We start from the raw sequence: 15,168 nt of genomic DNA, 5'->3' as shown, positions 1-15,168 counted from the left end.
AAAGATGAAATTTTTTATTGATACTGCAAATTTAAATGATATAGCCGAAGCACAAGCATTAGGCGTTTTAGATGGTGTTACTACAAACCCATCATTAATGGCAAAAGAAGGTATTACTGGAGCTGAAAATATTTTAGCTCACTACAAAAAAATATGTGATTTAGTTGAAGGCGATGTAAGTGCTGAAGTTATTTCAACCGATTTTGAAGGTATGGTAAGAGAAGGTGAAGCTTTGGCTGCACTTCACCCACAAATCGTGGTAAAATTGCCATTAATTGCAGATGGTATTAAAGCTTGTAAATACTTTTCAGATAAAGGTATTAGAACTAATGTTACTTTAGTATTTTCTCCAGGGCAAGCGTTATTAGCTGCAAAAGCTGGTGCAACGTATGTATCACCTTTTATTGGTCGTTTAGATGATATTTCAACAGATGGTTTAAACTTAATTTCAGAAATCAGATTAATTTATGATAACTACGGTTTTCAAACACAAATTTTAGCAGCATCGGTACGTCACACAATGCATGTTATTGATTGTGCTAAGTTAGGTTCTGATGTTATGACTGGGCCATTATCTGCTATAAAAGGTTTATTAAAACACCCTTTAACCGATAGTGGTTTAGCACAGTTTTTATTAGATTACCAAAAAGGAAATAAATAATTAATTACAAAATTTGTTGATAATTTTTCTTTGAAACTATGACAATTGATAACAAAAGATATGAAGAATTACAACAAATTAAACTAGCTGTTGATTGTATAATTTTCGGATTTAACAACAACAGATTAGAGTTATTGCTTATACACAGAGGGTTTGCTCCCGAAATAGGTAAATGGTCTTTAATTGGTGGCTTCATTGGTAATGATGAAGATTTAGATGAAGCCGCCAATAGAGTACTATATGGATTGTCTGGTTTGGAGAATATTTATATGGAGCAAGTTAAAACTTTTGGTAAAGCAAACAGAGATACTTCTGGGCGCGTTGTTTCTACAACATACAGTGCCATGATTTTGAAGTCGGAATACGATGAAGCATTAGTTAGTAAATATAATGCTAAGTGGTTTCCTATTGATGAATTACCCGAACTTGTTTTCGACCATCGAGATATGGTTGATTCAGCCATTAGACGATTAAGGCGTCGTGTTCGCAATTTCCCAATAGCGTTCAATTTATTACCAGCTAAATTCACCTTGCCACAATTGCAAGCACTTTATGAAGGTATTTTGAATGAGCCTATCGATAAAAGAAACTTTAGAAGAAAGGTAGCTCAAATGAATTATTTAGTCAAACTTACTGAAAAAGACATGTCCGAATCTAGAAAAGGCGCATACTTTTACGAGTTTGATGAAGCACTTTATCAAATAGAACAAAATTTCAATCTATAATTTTAATAAACTAGCTTAAAGCTTTTAAAAAAAATATAGATTTTTTTGTTTAAAATTTTATAAGTGTTTATAATACACTTGTCAAAATAAATATTATATTAGCAATGCTAATTAAAAGAAATAAATTTTATAGATTTAAATTATGAATAACGTCAAGTTTACCATAGGAATGGATTTCGGGTCAGATTCTGTTAGAGCACTTATAGTAAATGCTTCAACAGGTGAAGAAATGGCTACAGCAGTTCATTATTATGCACGTTGGAAAAGTGGTAAATACTGCGAACCTTCAAAAAATAAATTCCGTCAGCATCCCTTAGATTATATTGAAGGTATAGAAAATACTATCAAATCGGTAGTATCTCAAGTTGGCGATGAAGTAGTAAAAAATATAGTAGGCATTGGTGTTGATACTACAGGTTCTACACCAGTAGCAGTTGATAAATATGGAACACCATTGGCGTTATTAGAAGGTTTTGAAGAAAATCCAAACGCCATGTTTGTACTTTGGAAAGACCATACAGGTATTAAAGAAGCTGATGAAATAAATGCGTTATGTAAAAAATGGGATGTAGATTATTCTCAATTTGAAGGCGGTATTTATTCTTCAGAATGGTTTTGGAGTAAAATTTTACATGTTTCAAGACAAGATGAAAAAGTTTTAAACGCCGCATATTCATGGGTTGAACATTGCGATTGGGTGCCATTTTTATTAACAGGAGGCAACGACGTAACACAAATGAAACGTAGCCGTTGTGCTGCGGGTCATAAAGCTTTATGGCACGAATCGTTTGGCGGATTGCCACCAAACGATTTTTTTGTAGCATTAGATCCTGTTTTAGATGGTTTAACAGACCGTTTATTTAAAGAAACACATACATCAAATGTTTCAGCAGGAACATTGTCGGAAGCATGGGCAAAACGTTTAGGCTTATCAACCTCAGTTGTTGTTGCTGTTGGTGCTTTTGATTGTCATATGGGTGCTGTTGGTGTAAATATTGAACCTTATTACTTAACCAAGGTTATGGGAACGTCTACCTGCGATATTTTGGTTACACCATTACAAGAAAAAGAACATTTAGTAAAAGGTATTTGCGGACAAGTAGATGGTTCGGTAATTCCAAATATGTTAGGTTTGGAAGCAGGACAATCGGCTTTTGGCGATATTTATGCGTGGTACGAACGCTTAATTTCATGGCCAATTATAGAACTTGTTGGAAATTCAAATCTAATTAGTGAAGATATTAAAGCAAAATTAGTTGAAGAATCTATAGTTAATATTTTACCAAAACTAAGTGAAGCAGCTTCAAAAGAACCAATAACCGCTTCAGGAGAATTGGCTTTAGATTGGATGAATGGTAGAAGAACACCTGATGCTAATCAAAATCTAAAAGGTGTTATTTCAGGAATCAATTTAGGAAGTTCATCACCAAAAGTATTTAGAGCTTTAGTGGAAGCTTCATGTTTCGGAGCAAAAAAAATAGCTGATAGATTTATTAGTGAAGGCATTCCTGTAAAAGGTGTAATTGCTTTAGGAGGCATTGCTAAAAAATCAACATTCGTTATGCAAACCATGGCAGACGTTTTAAATACGCCTATTAAAGTAGCACAATCTGAACAGGCTTGCGCTTTAGGTGCTGCTATTTTTGGAGCTGTTGCTGCAGAAGTACATCAAAATACCGAAACCGCAATGAATGCTATGGCAAGTCCTTTTGAAAAAGAGTATCAGCCTATAAAAGAAAATGCTGAAGCTTACAAGGAAGTCTATAAGAACTATAGTGAACTATGTGAAGCTATGGAAAATCATATCATGAAAAATAAATAATATGAGTATTTATAAATCATTAAAAGAAGAGGCTTTTGAAGCCAATATGCAACTGCCAGAATTAGGATTGGTATTATTTACATTTGGAAATGCTAGTGCGGTTGATAGAAATAAAGGTGTTTTTGCCATAAAACCTAGTGGTGTGCCTTATGTAGATTTGAAACCTGAAGATATGGTTATTTGCGATTTTGAGGCTAAGATAGTTGAAGGTACTTTGCGACCATCATCCGACACAAAAACACATGCGGTTTTATATAAAGAATGGGATAAAGTAGGCGGTGTAGTACATACGCATTCAACCTATGGAACCGCATGGGCTCAAGCCATAAAAGATATACCGATTTTTGGTACAACGCATGCCGACCATTTAATTTCTGATATTCCTTGTGCACCACCAATGAAAGATGATTATATTGCAGGCGATTATGAACACATGACGGGGTATCAAATTATAGATTGTATTAAAGAACGCAGTTTAGACTACAATGAAGTAGGAATGATACTTGTTGGAAACCATGCACCATTTACTTGGGGTTCAACCGTTGCGAAAGCTGTTTATAATAGTGCTGTTTGTGAAGAAGTTGCTAGAATGGCATATTTAACATTGCAAATAAACCCAAATGCAGCTAGATTAAAAGAAGCCTTAAAAAATAAACATTATGACCGTAAGCATGGTAAAGATGCGTATTATGGTCAAGGATGTTAAAACCAATTATAAACTAAATACTAACTAAAATTAATTAAATATGGGAATTTTATCTTTTGTAGGCTTTACATTAATAGTTGCTGTGGTTGCTTGGTGGTCAACTCGTAATACCGACGAGAATTCGTCCGATGGCTATTTCTTAGGAGGACGAAGTCTTACGGGACCTGTAATAGCAGGCTCATTACTACTAACCAATTTATCAACCGAACAAATTGTAGGGATGAATGGTGTATCATTTAGAGATGGTTTGCCAATTATGGCTTACGAAGTTATTGCTGCCATAGCAATGGTTTTTACAGCATTTATATTACTTCCTAAATATTTAAAAGGTGGTGTTGCAACCATACCGCAATTTTTAGAAACAAGGTATGGTAAAAGCACCAAAACCATTGTGTCTTTGTTGTTTTTATTGGGCTATGCTATATCTATGTTGCCTACAGTACTTTACTCTGGTGCACTAGCTATTAATTCAATGTTCGATGTGCCTCAAATGCTAGGCATTTCAGATAAAGCTGCACTTTGGGTAACTGTTTGGGCTATAGGTATTATAGGAGGTATTTATGCTATCTTTGGAGGTTTAAAAGCTGTGGCTGTTTCCGATTCTATTAATGCTATTGGTTTAATAATTGGAGGTTCGCTAATACCAATTTTTGGACTCATGTATATAGGTGATGGAAGTGTCTTTAAAGGTTTACATACATTAACAACTGCACTTCCTGAAAAGTTTGTAATTATTGGAGGTCCAGATTCTGATGTGCCATTTTGGACTTTATTCACGGGCATGATAATTGTAAATTTTTACTATTGGGGAACAAATCAGGCGATTATACAAAGAGCACTTGGAGCTAAAAACTTAAAAGAAGGTCAAAAAGGACTCTTGTTAGCTGCGTTCATTAAAATATTAGGACCATTTATAGTAGTACTTCCAGGTATTATTGCATTTTATATTTTTAATGGCGATTTAGCAAACCCAGATGAAGCGTATCCAATGCTAGTTAAGCAAGTATTACCAACAGCATTTATAGGTTTTTTTGCAGCAGTACTATTCGGTGCAATTTTAAGTTCGTTCAATAGTGCTTTAAATAGCTCAGTAACCTTATTTGGGTTAGATTTTTATAAAGCTTTTATGAACAAGGAAGCTTCAGAAAGAAAAACTGTAAAAGCAGGTAAAATTTTTGGAACACTTTTAGGGGTGTTCTCTATGGCAATAGCTCCGCTTTTGTATGGTGTTGAAGGCGGTGTGTTTACTTATTTACAACAATTAAATGGTACACATAGTGTGCCAATTTTAGCTATTATAATTGTGGGTATCTTTTCTAAACGTGTTTCTGCTAAAGCTGCCAATATTTCTATTTTGTTTAGTGCAGTCACTTACTTAATAACCTTGTATATAATAAAGCCAAATATTAGTTTTTTACACATAATGGGAATTCTATTTGTTTTAACAATTCTTATGATGTTTTTAATAAGTCGCTTTTATCCAAGAGATACAGATTATAATCAAGAATATACCAAACAAGTAGATATTACTAATTGGGAATATTTAAAACCTGTTGGATTTGCTATTGTAGCTATGGTAGTAGGTCTATATGTATATTTATCTTAATAACACTTTTTATAATACAAAATGATTAATTTAAAATTTGGCGAAGTATGGTTTGTAACCGGAAGCCAGCATTTATACGGTCCTGAAACATTAAAACAGGTTGCCGAACATTCAAAAGAAATTGCAAATGCTTATAGTGCAAGTAGCGTTATTCCTGTAAATGTAGTTTTTAAACCAACTGTAAAATCGCCTGAAGAAATTCATGCTATTTGTAAAGCGGCTAATAATGATGATAATTGTATTGGTATCATAACTTGGATGCATACGTTTTCACCAGCTAAAATGTGGATTGCAGGTTTAACCGCACTACAAAAACCATTTTTACATTTACACACACAATTTAATAGAGATATTCCTTGGAGTACTATTGATATGGATTTTATGAACCTAAATCAATCTGCACACGGTGGTCGTGAGTTTGGATTTATGGTATCTAGACTTCGTAAAAATCGTAAAGTTGTTGTCGGTCATTGGCAAAATGAAAAAGTTATTAAACAAGTGGCCGATTGGTGTCGTGTTGCAAATGCAGTAGCCGATAGCAAAACTATGAAAGTAGCTCGTTTTGGTGATAACATGCGTCAAGTTGCAGTTACTGATGGAAATAAAGTATCAGCTCAAATTAAATTTGGATACGAAGTAAATGGGTATGGAATTGGCGATTTAGTTGATTATGTAAATCAAATTACAGATGCGCAAGTAGATAGATTGGTACAAGAGTATGATGATACCTATGTTATGGCTTCCAAAATTAAGGCAGATGGTGCTATGCGTCAATCATTAAAAGATGCTGCTAAAATTGAGTTAGGTATGCGTGCTTTTTTAGAAAATGGTGGTTATACAGCATTTACTGATACGTTTGAAGATTTACATGGTATGAAACAATTACCTGGTATCGCAACCCAACGTTTAATGGCAAGTGGCTATGGTTTTGGTGGTGAAGGCGACTGGAAAACTTCGGCATTAGTGCGTACCATGAAAGTTATGGGTGCAGGTTTAGAAGGAGGAAATAGCTTTATGGAAGATTACACCTATCATTTTGATCCTGATAATACAACCTGTTTAGGTTCTCACATGTTAGAAATTTGTCCATCTATTGCTAAAGGCGATGTGTCTTGTGAAATTCACCCATTAGGAATTGGAGGAAAAGAAGATCCTGTTAGATTAGTATTTAACGGTGGTGCAGGAAACGCTTTAAACGCATCGGTTGTTGATATGGGTAACCGTTTTAGAATGTTAGTAAACAAAGTTGAAGCTGTTGAAATTAAAGAAAGCTTACCAAAATTACCAGTTGCTCGTGTACTTTGGGATGCAAAACCAGATTTACAAACGGCTGCCGCTGCTTGGATTTATGCTGGTGGGGCACATCACACATGTTATAGCCAAAATATTTCACCTGAATCTTTAGAAGATTTTGCTGAAATTATGGATATTGAATATTTATTAATTGATGAAAAAACCGATTTATACCGTTTTAAACAAGAGCTTCGTTGGAATGACGCTGCTTATGTTATAAACAAAGGGTTTTAGTTCTTTTTAAATAAAATAATCTTAAATTTAAACCATCAAAATATAGTTTTTGATGGTTTTTTATTTGTTTGATTTTAAGTTTTTAAGTAGAAAGTGTAGCTTTTAAAATTGTATGTTTTGAAAGTAAATAGTTGTTTTAACGACTAAATTTCGACTTCAATAAAGAAATTATATATTAAAAAGAAAGGAAACATAAGTATGCTAACTTGGAAAGACGTAATCAATTTTTCGGTAAAAGGAAATCCAACTCCAGACCGTCGTGTTGAAAAAACAGATGCCGAATGGAAATTACAATTAACACCAGAGCAATATAGAATTGCAAGACAAAAAGGTACAGAACGCCCGCATAGTGGCGCATTATGTACTATTCATGAAGCCGGAAAATACAATTGTATATGCTGTAATACACCGTTGTTCGACTCAACTATTAAGTTTGAATCTGGTACAGGTTGGCCTAGTTTTACGCAACCTATAAAACCAAATGCTATAAAATATGAAAAAGATACTGCTTATGGCATGATTCGGGTTGAGGTAATGTGTAATACGTGCGATGCTCATTTAGGTCACGTATTTCCAGATGGACCAGAACCTAGTGGTTTGCGTTATTGTATTAATTCAGAATCAATGCTATTAGAAACGGAGGCAACCCATGGGAGCTAAAAATTTACAACTAGCCACATTTGGTGGTGGCTGTTTTTGGTGTACAGAAGCAGTTTTTCAGGAGTTAAAAGGTGTTGAAAAAGTAGAATCAGGTTATTCTGGAGGCAATGTTCCAGGGCATCCAACATATCGCGAAATTTGTTCAGGACTAACAGGGCATGCTGAAGTGGTGCAAATAACATTTGATACTGACGTGATTTCTTATGAAGATATATTATTTATTTTCATGACAACACACGACCCAACAACATTAAACAAACAAGGTGCTGATGTTGGTACGCAATACCGCTCGGTAATTTATTATCATGATGAAAATCAAAAGGCTATAGCAGAAACAGTGATTAATGAAGTGTCTAAACTTTATGATCATCCAATTGTAACAGAAGTAAGTCCGTTAAACGTATTTTATAAAGCAGAAGAATATCATCAAGATTATTACAGAAACAATAAAGAACAAGGCTATTGTAATTTTGTAATTATGCCGAAATTATCTAAATTAAGAAAATTGTACGGAGATAAATTAAAATGATAAACCTCAATATAAAAGATACATTTAATAAAGAATTACCAGCTGATTCAATTTTAGAAAATACAAGAAGACAGGTTGAAAAGGCCTGTTTTTCTTATGTTTCACCCAAGCAAACAGCAAAACCCGAATTACTTCATGTGTCGCCCGAAATGCTTGAAAATTTAGGACTTACAATTGAAGAAGCTAAATCAGAAGCCTTTTTAAGAATTTTTACAGGAAACGTCGTTTTACCGAACACGAAGCCTTATGCCATGTGTTATGGCGGACATCAATTTGGTAATTGGGCAGGACAATTGGGTGATGGTCGTGCTATAAATTTAACCGAAGTTGTTCATAATAACAAGCGTTGGGCACTTCAGCTAAAAGGAGCAGGAGAAACACCGTATTCTAGAACTGCCGATGGTTTGGCAGTTTTGCGTTCGTCCATTCGTGAATATTTATGTAGCGAAGCCATGTTTCATTTAGGTGTGCCAACAACCAGAGCTTTATCATTGGCATTATCTGGCGACCAAGTTTTAAGAGATATGTTGTATAATGGCAATCCTGAATACGAAAAAGGAGCCATTGTTTGCCGAGTAGCACCTTCTTTTTTGCGGTTTGGTAACTACGAAATTTTTGCAGCGCGCCAAGATATTAAAACACTTAAAACGCTTGTAGATTATACTATAAAACACTTTTTTGGCCATTTAGGTGAACCTTCAAAAAAAACGTATTTAGCTTTTTTTAGTGAAGTTTCAAAGCGAACGTTAGATATGATTATCAACTGGCAACGTGTCGGGTTTGTACATGGCGTAATGAATACCGATAATATGTCTATTCTTGGTTTAACCATCGATTATGGGCCTTACGGCTGGTTGGAAGGTTTTGATTATGGTTGGACACCAAACACCACAGACCGACAACATAAACGTTACCAATATGGCAATCAGCCAAACGTTGGGTTGTGGAATTTGTATAAATTGGCAAACGCTTTGTATCCTTTAATTGAAGAAACAGAATCACTTGAAGAAATTTTAAATACTTATAAAACAGATTTTGAAGTGAAATCTTTGAAGATGATGCGTTCAAAAATAGGTTTAGAAATAGAAGATGTTTTTGATGCATCGTTAATTCAAGAATTGGAAGATAATTTATTACTCACAGAAACCGATATGACTATTTTTTTTAGAAATTTAAGTGATTTTAATAGTGAGAAACCTTCAGAAGGGTTAAAAATTATAAAAGAAGCATTTTATATTTCAGAAGAAATAAATGAAGAAATACAACAAAAATGGCATGCTTGGTTTCAAAGATACGCTGAACGTTTAAGTCAAGAATTAATAACTTCCGAAGAAAGAAAAATGAAGATGAATGCTGTAAATCCAAAATATGTGCTTCGAAATTACATGGCGCAATTGGCAATTGATGATGCAAATAAAGGCGATTATAAGCTAATAGATGAGTTATTTCAATTACTTAAAAAACCGTACAACGAACAACCTGAATTCGAAAAATGGTTTGCAAAACGTCCAGATTGGGCAAGAAATAAAGTGGGTTGTTCTATGTTGTCGTGTAGTTCGTAGTAAATTTATAAATGTAAATGACTCAAATAGGTTTAGGATTAGCAGCTTTAGGAAGACCAGAATACATAAATATTAGAGATAATAATGCTATTGATAAAAGCAAAATAGCTTTTAAAAACAACACGTTTTCGGTTTTAAATGAAGCTTATAAGTTGGGTGTTAGGTATTTTGATACAGCACCATCATATGGCAAAGGTGAAGCTTTTTTGCGTGAATGGGATATGGAAACAAACCATCCAGATGTGGTTTTAGGTACCAAATGGGGTTATACCTATGTAGCAAATTGGGAATTGGGTTTTAGTGGCCAACATGAAGTTAAAGAACATTCATTAAAAAAACTATTGGAACAATGGCAGGTGTCAAAAAAAATGCTTCCAAAGTTGAAATATTACCAAGTGCATTCGGCAACTTTTGAAAGCGGTATTTTAGAAAATCAAAACGTCTTAAATCAACTTTTCGAAATTAAAAAAGAAACGGGTTTGCAAATTGGTATTAGTACCAGTGGTGCAAATCAAAAAGAAATACTTGAAGCAGCATTAAAAATTAGCATTAAAAACGAAATGTTGTTTGATTGCTTTCAAGTTACCTATAATGTTTTTGAACAATCTACATTTTCAGTTTTGCAACATATACTACAAAGTGGTAAATCGGTTATTATAAAAGAAGCTTTAGCAAACGGACGTGTGTTTCAAAATGAAAATTTTCAGCATTATAATGAGTCATATAATTTATTAAAACAACTTTCAGAAAAATATAAAGTAAATGTTGATGCTGTTGCATTACGTTTTGTAATGGATAGTTTAAAGCCTACTTTTGTGTTAAGTGGCGCATCAACTATTAAACAGTTAAAGCAAAATTTAAAAGCTAATAATTTTGTTTTATCAGATTCAGAGATAGAAAATTTACAGAAAACACCCATTTCAAACGAAATATATTGGAAAGAACGCAGTAAATTAGCTTGGAATTAAACAATACACATGAAAACCGTTAGTGCCTTATTAGATATTTTAAGATTAACAGAGCATTCTGAAACACAATTTTCGGGTGAAAGTGCAGATGTTGGAAGCCCCAATGTATTTGGTGGTCAAGTTTTGGCACAAGCTATAAATGCCGCTTGCAGAACCATAACCAACCAACGTGTACTTCATTCTATGCATGCCTATTTTTTAGAAGCAGGCAGGTTGGATGTACTAATTGTTTACAATGTAAGCATTGTTAGAGATGGCGGTAGTTTTTCGGTACGACGTGTTACTGCCGAACAAAATGGGGTTACTATTTTTATTTTATCGGCATCATTTCATAAAAAAGAAGAAGGTTATAATCATCAAATTGATATGCCTTCAAACATAAAACAACCAGAAGAGTTACTAAGTTGGACAGATATGTTGAATCAATTTGGAGATGCAATTCCATCAAGAACCAAAGCGTTTATTCAAGTTGAACGCCCAATAGAATTTAAACCTGTTGAAGTAGTAAATCCATTTAATAAAGAAGATTTACCTTCGTTTACAAATGTGTGGTTTAAGTTAATGGGCGATGTTTCCAATTTAGATTTACCTTCAAAACAGCAAATATTAACCTATATTTCCGATTATAATATTTTGGCAGCAGCCATGAATAGGCACGCTAGTAAAGCACATTGGGGTAATACACAAACAGCAAGTTTAGACCATTCTATGTGGTTTTTTAGAGATTTTGATTTTGATGATTGGATGCTTTATGCCATAGAATCGCCAAATACTTCAAACGCACGTGGTTTTGCACGAGGAAATATTTTTACAAGAAGTGGAAAGTTAATAGCATCTGTTACGCAAGAAGGGTTAATGCGCCCAAAAAAATAAGAAAATGAGTAATGAAGTTTTAAAAATTGGGCACCGAGGTGCCAAAGGTCACGCTACTGAAAACACGTTGGAATCCATTCAAAAAGCCCTAGATTTAGGTGTAGATGGTATTGAAATAGATGTGCATGTGTGCGCATCGGGTGAGTTGGTTGTATTTCATGATTTCACTGTAAATAGAATGACAGATGGTACAGGAGAAATTTCTAAATTCACCCTTAAAGAGTTGAAGAAATTAAAAGTGAAAGACCGATACCAAATTCCAACATTATCTGAAGTTTTACTTTTAGTTGATAAAAAATGCTTATTAAATATTGAACTAAAAGGTATAAATACAGCAAAAGAAGCATGTAGGTTAATTACTTTTTTTGTTGAAAAAAAAGGATGGAATTATAATCAATTTATAGTTTCTAGTTTTCAGTCAGGTTTGTTAGAAACTGTTTATGAGATAAATAAAGAAATTCCTTTAGGCGTTCTTACAGACACAAATTTAGATAAAGCTGTTAGTTTTGCTAAAACAATTAATGCAGTTTCTATGCATGTTGATTATACCATGCTATCTCAAGAAATTGTTGAAAAATTACAAGAAAATTATAATGTGTTTGCATATACGGTAAATAATTTAAAACCTTTGGAACGTATTAAATCGTATAATGTTGATGGTATAATTTCAGATTATCCAAACAGGATATGATTGAAAAAGACGTTATCATAATAGGTGGTGGAGCAGCTGGTTTTTTTGCAGCTATAAATATTGCAGAACAAAATCCAGAACTAAAAGTTGCAATTTTAGAAAAAGGAAAAGAGGGGTTGCAAAAAGTGAAAATTTCTGGTGGCGGACGTTGTAATGTAACACATGCTGAATTTATTCCACAAGAATTAGTGCAAAATTACCCGCGTGGCGAAAAGGAATTATTAGGGCCTTTTCATCAATTCATGACAGGTGATACTATTGATTGGTTTGAAAAACGAGGTGTTGCTTTGAAGATTGAAGACGATGGCAGAATGTTTCCCGTTTCAAATTCATCACAAACCATTGTTGATTGCTTTCTTAATGAAGCTAAAAGGCATAAGGTTGATGTTTTATATAATCAAAACGTTTCTCAAATAGCTTCAAAAACCCAGTTTGAAGGTTTTGAAATCCAAACAAAAGATGACACATATCGGTGTAAAAAATTAGTAATTGCCACAGGAAGCAACCCAAAAATTTGGAATCTTTTAGAAGGTTTAGGTCATACCATTTTACAACCCGTACCGTCGCTTTTTACTTTTGATATTAATGACGAACGTATTAAAGATATTCCAGGTGTTGTAGCACAAAATGTTGAAATTAAGGTTTTAGAAACCAATTTGTATAGCGAAGGCCCATTGCTAATTACACACGTTGGTATGAGTGCGCCAGCTATTTTAAAATTATCGGCGTTTGGTGCTATTGAATTTGCAAAACGAAACTATAAATTTGAAATTGAAATTAATTTTATTAAGCAAACTTTTGAAGATTGTTTAGATATTTTGAAAGCACTAAAACACGATTTAGCTAAAAAAACAGTGTTTAAATCTACACAATTTGATTTACCAAAACGGTTATGGCAAAAATTGGTAGTAGCTTCAAGTATGCATGAAGAAACCCGATGGGCAGATTTAAACAAACAACAATTAGAAAATTTAGCATCACAATTAACCCAAGCTATTTTTAAGGTTGAAGGCAAAAGCACCTTTAAAGATGAATTTGTAACTGCTGGCGGAATCGATTTAAAAGAAATCAATTTTAAAACCTTTGAAAGTAAGCTTTATAAAAACCTGTATTTTGCAGGCGAAGTACTAAATATAGATGCTATAACGGGCGGTTTTAACTTTCAAAATGCGTGGACTGGCGCATATATTGTAGCTAAATCTATTTCAAAATGAGTATGTTTATTGCGCTTTTAAGAGGTATTAATGTTGGCGGACATAAAAAAGTGCCAATGGCAGATTTACGAATTTGTTTTACAGGTTTGGGCTTTGAAAACGTTCAAACTTACATTCAAAGTGGAAATATTATTTTTGAATCTTCAGAAAAAAATAGCTTCAAATTAGAAGAAATTATACAAAACGCTATAAAATCCCATTTTGGGTTTGAAGTTTCGGTAATTGTAAAAACGTCTTCTCAATTTCAGATTATTTTTGATGCATGTCCGTTTTCCGAAGAAAAAAAAGGAAAAAGTTATTTTATTCTATTAAATAAAATTCCTAATAAAAACTTAGTTGATGAAGCAATGCAAATTTCGTATGAAAATGAGGAGGTTGTTATTAAAAACGATTGTATTTATTTTTACAATGATGTAGGTTACGGAAAAGCAAAGTTTAATATGAATACTTTTGAGCGTAAGTTAAATGTAGTTGGTACAGCTAGAAACCATAATACAATGGTAAAACTGTTATCTTTGTGTGCATAAAATTAAGAAATGACCGAACAAAACTTCATACCTAAAGCATATTCAAATACGATTGAAAGTGGCAAAGTAACTTGGGAATCGCCTAGTAATATTGCTTTAATTAAATATTGGGGAAAAAAGAAAGACCAAATTCCTGAAAATCCATCCATTAGTTTTACACTTAACAATTGTAAAACAATAACAAGTTTAACGTTTTCAAAAAAAGAAAACACTACTAATTTTGAATTTGAAGTTTATTTAGACGGTGAAAAAAAGGATGATTTTAAACCGAAAATAGAAACTTTTTTTAATCGTGTTGAAGTCTATTTGCCTTTTTTAAGAAATTATAAATTTAAAATTGAAACCAAAAATACGTTTCCGCATAGTTCAGGAATTGCATCGTCTGCTTCAGGAATGAGTGCTTTGGCGTTGTGCTTAATGAGTTTAAAAAGGCAATTAAATCCAGATATGCCTGACGCTTATTTTAACCAAAAAGCATCATTTTTAGCACGATTAGGTTCTGGTTCTGCTTGTCGTAGTATTGAGGGAGATTTAATTGTATGGGGAAGAACCGGTGTGATTGAAGAAAGTACAGATTTATTTGGAGTAAAATATCCATATAAAGTTCACGAAAATTTCAAGGAATATCAAGACACCATTTTGTTGGTTGATAAAGGTGAAAAGCAAGTAAGCAGTACGGTTGGGCACAATTTAATGCACAATCATCCGTACGCAAAAAACAGATTTCAGCAAGCGCATGATAATTTTAAAGCTTTAAAACCCATATTAGAATCTGGAAATTTAGAAGCATTTATTCAACTTATAGAAAGCGAAGCATTAACATTACATGCTATGATGATGACAAGCATGCCCTATTTTATTTTAATGAAGCCAAATACATTGGAAATTATTAATAAAATTTGGAAATTTCGTCAAGAAACAGGTTTGCATATTAGCTTTACGTTAGATGCAGGTGCTAATGTACATGTGTTATATCCAAAAAATGAAGCTTCAGTAATTTTGGAATTCATTAAAAATGAATTAGTTGCATATTGTCAAAACGGTCATTATATTTGCGACCAAATTGGCATGGGTGCAAAACAATTAACAATGTAAAA

At 33.3% G+C, this 15,168-nt stretch carries 15 protein-coding genes; all 15 read left to right on the top strand.

Annotation, left to right across the window (positions count from 1 at the left end):
* Positions 1-4 precede the first annotated feature (4 nt).
* The 15 genes from fsa to mvaD all read left to right on the top strand — a co-directional run bounded on the left by fsa (position 5) and on the right by mvaD (position 15,166).
* A complete protein-coding gene (fsa, locus tag ACFQ1R_RS07880) occupies positions 5-661 on the top strand; it encodes a fructose-6-phosphate aldolase (RefSeq protein WP_379925592.1) in 657 nt (218 codons plus the stop codon).
* 38 nt (positions 662-699) lie between these two features.
* Positions 700-1,386, top strand: coding sequence for an NUDIX hydrolase (locus tag ACFQ1R_RS07875; RefSeq protein WP_379925591.1), 687 nt, complete (start codon positions 700-702; stop codon positions 1,384-1,386).
* A gap of 142 nt (positions 1,387-1,528) precedes the next feature.
* Positions 1,529-3,208, top strand: a complete 1,680-nt coding sequence (locus ACFQ1R_RS07870) for a ribulokinase (protein WP_379925590.1) — start codon at positions 1,529-1,531, stop codon at positions 3,206-3,208.
* 1 nt (position 3,209) lies between these two features.
* A complete protein-coding gene (locus ACFQ1R_RS07865; protein ID WP_379925589.1) occupies positions 3,210-3,914 on the top strand; it encodes an L-ribulose-5-phosphate 4-epimerase in 705 nt (234 codons plus the stop codon).
* Positions 3,915-3,954: 40 nt separating this feature from the next.
* A complete protein-coding gene (locus ACFQ1R_RS07860) occupies positions 3,955-5,520 on the top strand; it encodes a solute:sodium symporter family transporter (protein ID WP_379925588.1) in 1,566 nt (521 codons plus the stop codon).
* A 21-nt stretch (positions 5,521-5,541) separates the two neighbouring features.
* Positions 5,542-7,047 carry an L-arabinose isomerase gene (gene araA, locus ACFQ1R_RS07855; protein ID WP_379925587.1) on the top strand — a complete coding sequence of 502 codons (1,506 nt, stop codon included), beginning with the start codon at positions 5,542-5,544 and terminating at the stop codon, positions 7,045-7,047.
* A 198-nt stretch (positions 7,048-7,245) separates the two neighbouring features.
* A complete protein-coding gene (gene msrB, locus ACFQ1R_RS07850) occupies positions 7,246-7,707 on the top strand; it encodes a peptide-methionine (R)-S-oxide reductase MsrB (RefSeq protein ID WP_379925586.1) in 462 nt (153 codons plus the stop codon).
* Complete coding sequence (msrA, locus tag ACFQ1R_RS07845; protein ID WP_379925585.1) at positions 7,697-8,236, top strand: peptide-methionine (S)-S-oxide reductase MsrA; 540 nt, start codon at positions 7,697-7,699, stop codon at positions 8,234-8,236. Before msrB ends, msrA begins: the two co-directional genes overlap by 11 nt.
* Positions 8,236-9,798 (top strand): protein adenylyltransferase SelO, encoded by a 1,563-nt coding sequence (locus ACFQ1R_RS07840; protein ID WP_379926324.1) that lies wholly within the window; start codon positions 8,236-8,238, stop codon positions 9,796-9,798. Before msrA ends, ACFQ1R_RS07840 begins: the two co-directional genes overlap by 1 nt.
* Positions 9,799-9,815: 17 nt before the next feature.
* Positions 9,816-10,766 carry an aldo/keto reductase gene (locus ACFQ1R_RS07835; protein WP_379925584.1) on the top strand — a complete coding sequence of 317 codons (951 nt, stop codon included), beginning with the start codon at positions 9,816-9,818 and terminating at the stop codon, positions 10,764-10,766.
* A gap of 9 nt (positions 10,767-10,775) precedes the next feature.
* Positions 10,776-11,639, top strand: a complete 864-nt coding sequence (locus ACFQ1R_RS07830) for an acyl-CoA thioesterase (protein WP_379925583.1) — start codon at positions 10,776-10,778, stop codon at positions 11,637-11,639.
* Positions 11,640-11,643: 4 nt separating this feature from the next.
* Entirely contained in the window at positions 11,644-12,330 is a 687-nt protein-coding gene (locus ACFQ1R_RS07825) for a glycerophosphodiester phosphodiesterase (protein WP_379925582.1), read from the top strand.
* Positions 12,327-13,544, top strand: a complete 1,218-nt coding sequence (locus ACFQ1R_RS07820; RefSeq protein ID WP_379925581.1) for a BaiN/RdsA family NAD(P)/FAD-dependent oxidoreductase — start codon at positions 12,327-12,329, stop codon at positions 13,542-13,544. The genes ACFQ1R_RS07825 and ACFQ1R_RS07820 overlap by 4 nt, the downstream gene beginning before the upstream one ends.
* A complete protein-coding gene (locus ACFQ1R_RS07815) occupies positions 13,541-14,071 on the top strand; it encodes a DUF1697 domain-containing protein (RefSeq protein ID WP_379925580.1) in 531 nt (176 codons plus the stop codon). The genes ACFQ1R_RS07820 and ACFQ1R_RS07815 overlap by 4 nt, the downstream gene beginning before the upstream one ends.
* 9 nt (positions 14,072-14,080) lie before the next feature.
* A complete protein-coding gene (gene mvaD / locus ACFQ1R_RS07810) occupies positions 14,081-15,166 on the top strand; it encodes a diphosphomevalonate decarboxylase (RefSeq protein ID WP_379925579.1) in 1,086 nt (361 codons plus the stop codon).
* Positions 15,167-15,168: the final 2 nt, after the last annotated feature.

The organism is Mariniflexile jejuense, assembly GCF_042675665.1.
GTDB classification, from domain to species: Bacteria; Bacteroidota; Bacteroidia; order Flavobacteriales; family Flavobacteriaceae; genus Mariniflexile; species Mariniflexile jejuense.
Note: the sequence above shows the minus strand (reverse complement) of the source record. Positions and strands in the feature narration are given on the sequence as shown.

What these genes read in the sequence shown, in the direction of transcription:
- fsa (WP_379925592.1), top strand. Translation starts at nt 5, where the DNA reads ATGAAATTTTTTATTGATACTGCAAATTTAAATGATATAGCCGAAGCA.
- ACFQ1R_RS07875 (WP_379925591.1), top strand. Translation starts at nt 700, where the DNA reads ATGACAATTGATAACAAAAGATATGAAGAATTACAACAAATTAAACTA.
- ACFQ1R_RS07870 (WP_379925590.1), top strand. Translation starts at nt 1,529, where the DNA reads ATGAATAACGTCAAGTTTACCATAGGAATGGATTTCGGGTCAGATTCT.
- ACFQ1R_RS07865 (WP_379925589.1), top strand. Translation starts at nt 3,210, where the DNA reads ATGAGTATTTATAAATCATTAAAAGAAGAGGCTTTTGAAGCCAATATG.
- ACFQ1R_RS07860 (WP_379925588.1), top strand. Translation starts at nt 3,955, where the DNA reads ATGGGAATTTTATCTTTTGTAGGCTTTACATTAATAGTTGCTGTGGTT.
- araA (WP_379925587.1), top strand. Translation starts at nt 5,542, where the DNA reads ATGATTAATTTAAAATTTGGCGAAGTATGGTTTGTAACCGGAAGCCAG.
- msrB (WP_379925586.1), top strand. Translation starts at nt 7,246, where the DNA reads ATGCTAACTTGGAAAGACGTAATCAATTTTTCGGTAAAAGGAAATCCA.
- msrA (WP_379925585.1), top strand. Translation starts at nt 7,697, where the DNA reads ATGGGAGCTAAAAATTTACAACTAGCCACATTTGGTGGTGGCTGTTTT.
- ACFQ1R_RS07835 (WP_379925584.1), top strand. Translation starts at nt 9,816, where the DNA reads ATGACTCAAATAGGTTTAGGATTAGCAGCTTTAGGAAGACCAGAATAC.
- ACFQ1R_RS07830 (WP_379925583.1), top strand. Translation starts at nt 10,776, where the DNA reads ATGAAAACCGTTAGTGCCTTATTAGATATTTTAAGATTAACAGAGCAT.
- ACFQ1R_RS07825 (WP_379925582.1), top strand. Translation starts at nt 11,644, where the DNA reads ATGAGTAATGAAGTTTTAAAAATTGGGCACCGAGGTGCCAAAGGTCAC.
- ACFQ1R_RS07820 (WP_379925581.1), top strand. Translation starts at nt 12,327, where the DNA reads ATGATTGAAAAAGACGTTATCATAATAGGTGGTGGAGCAGCTGGTTTT.
- ACFQ1R_RS07815 (WP_379925580.1), top strand. Translation starts at nt 13,541, where the DNA reads ATGAGTATGTTTATTGCGCTTTTAAGAGGTATTAATGTTGGCGGACAT.
- mvaD (WP_379925579.1), top strand. Translation starts at nt 14,081, where the DNA reads ATGACCGAACAAAACTTCATACCTAAAGCATATTCAAATACGATTGAA.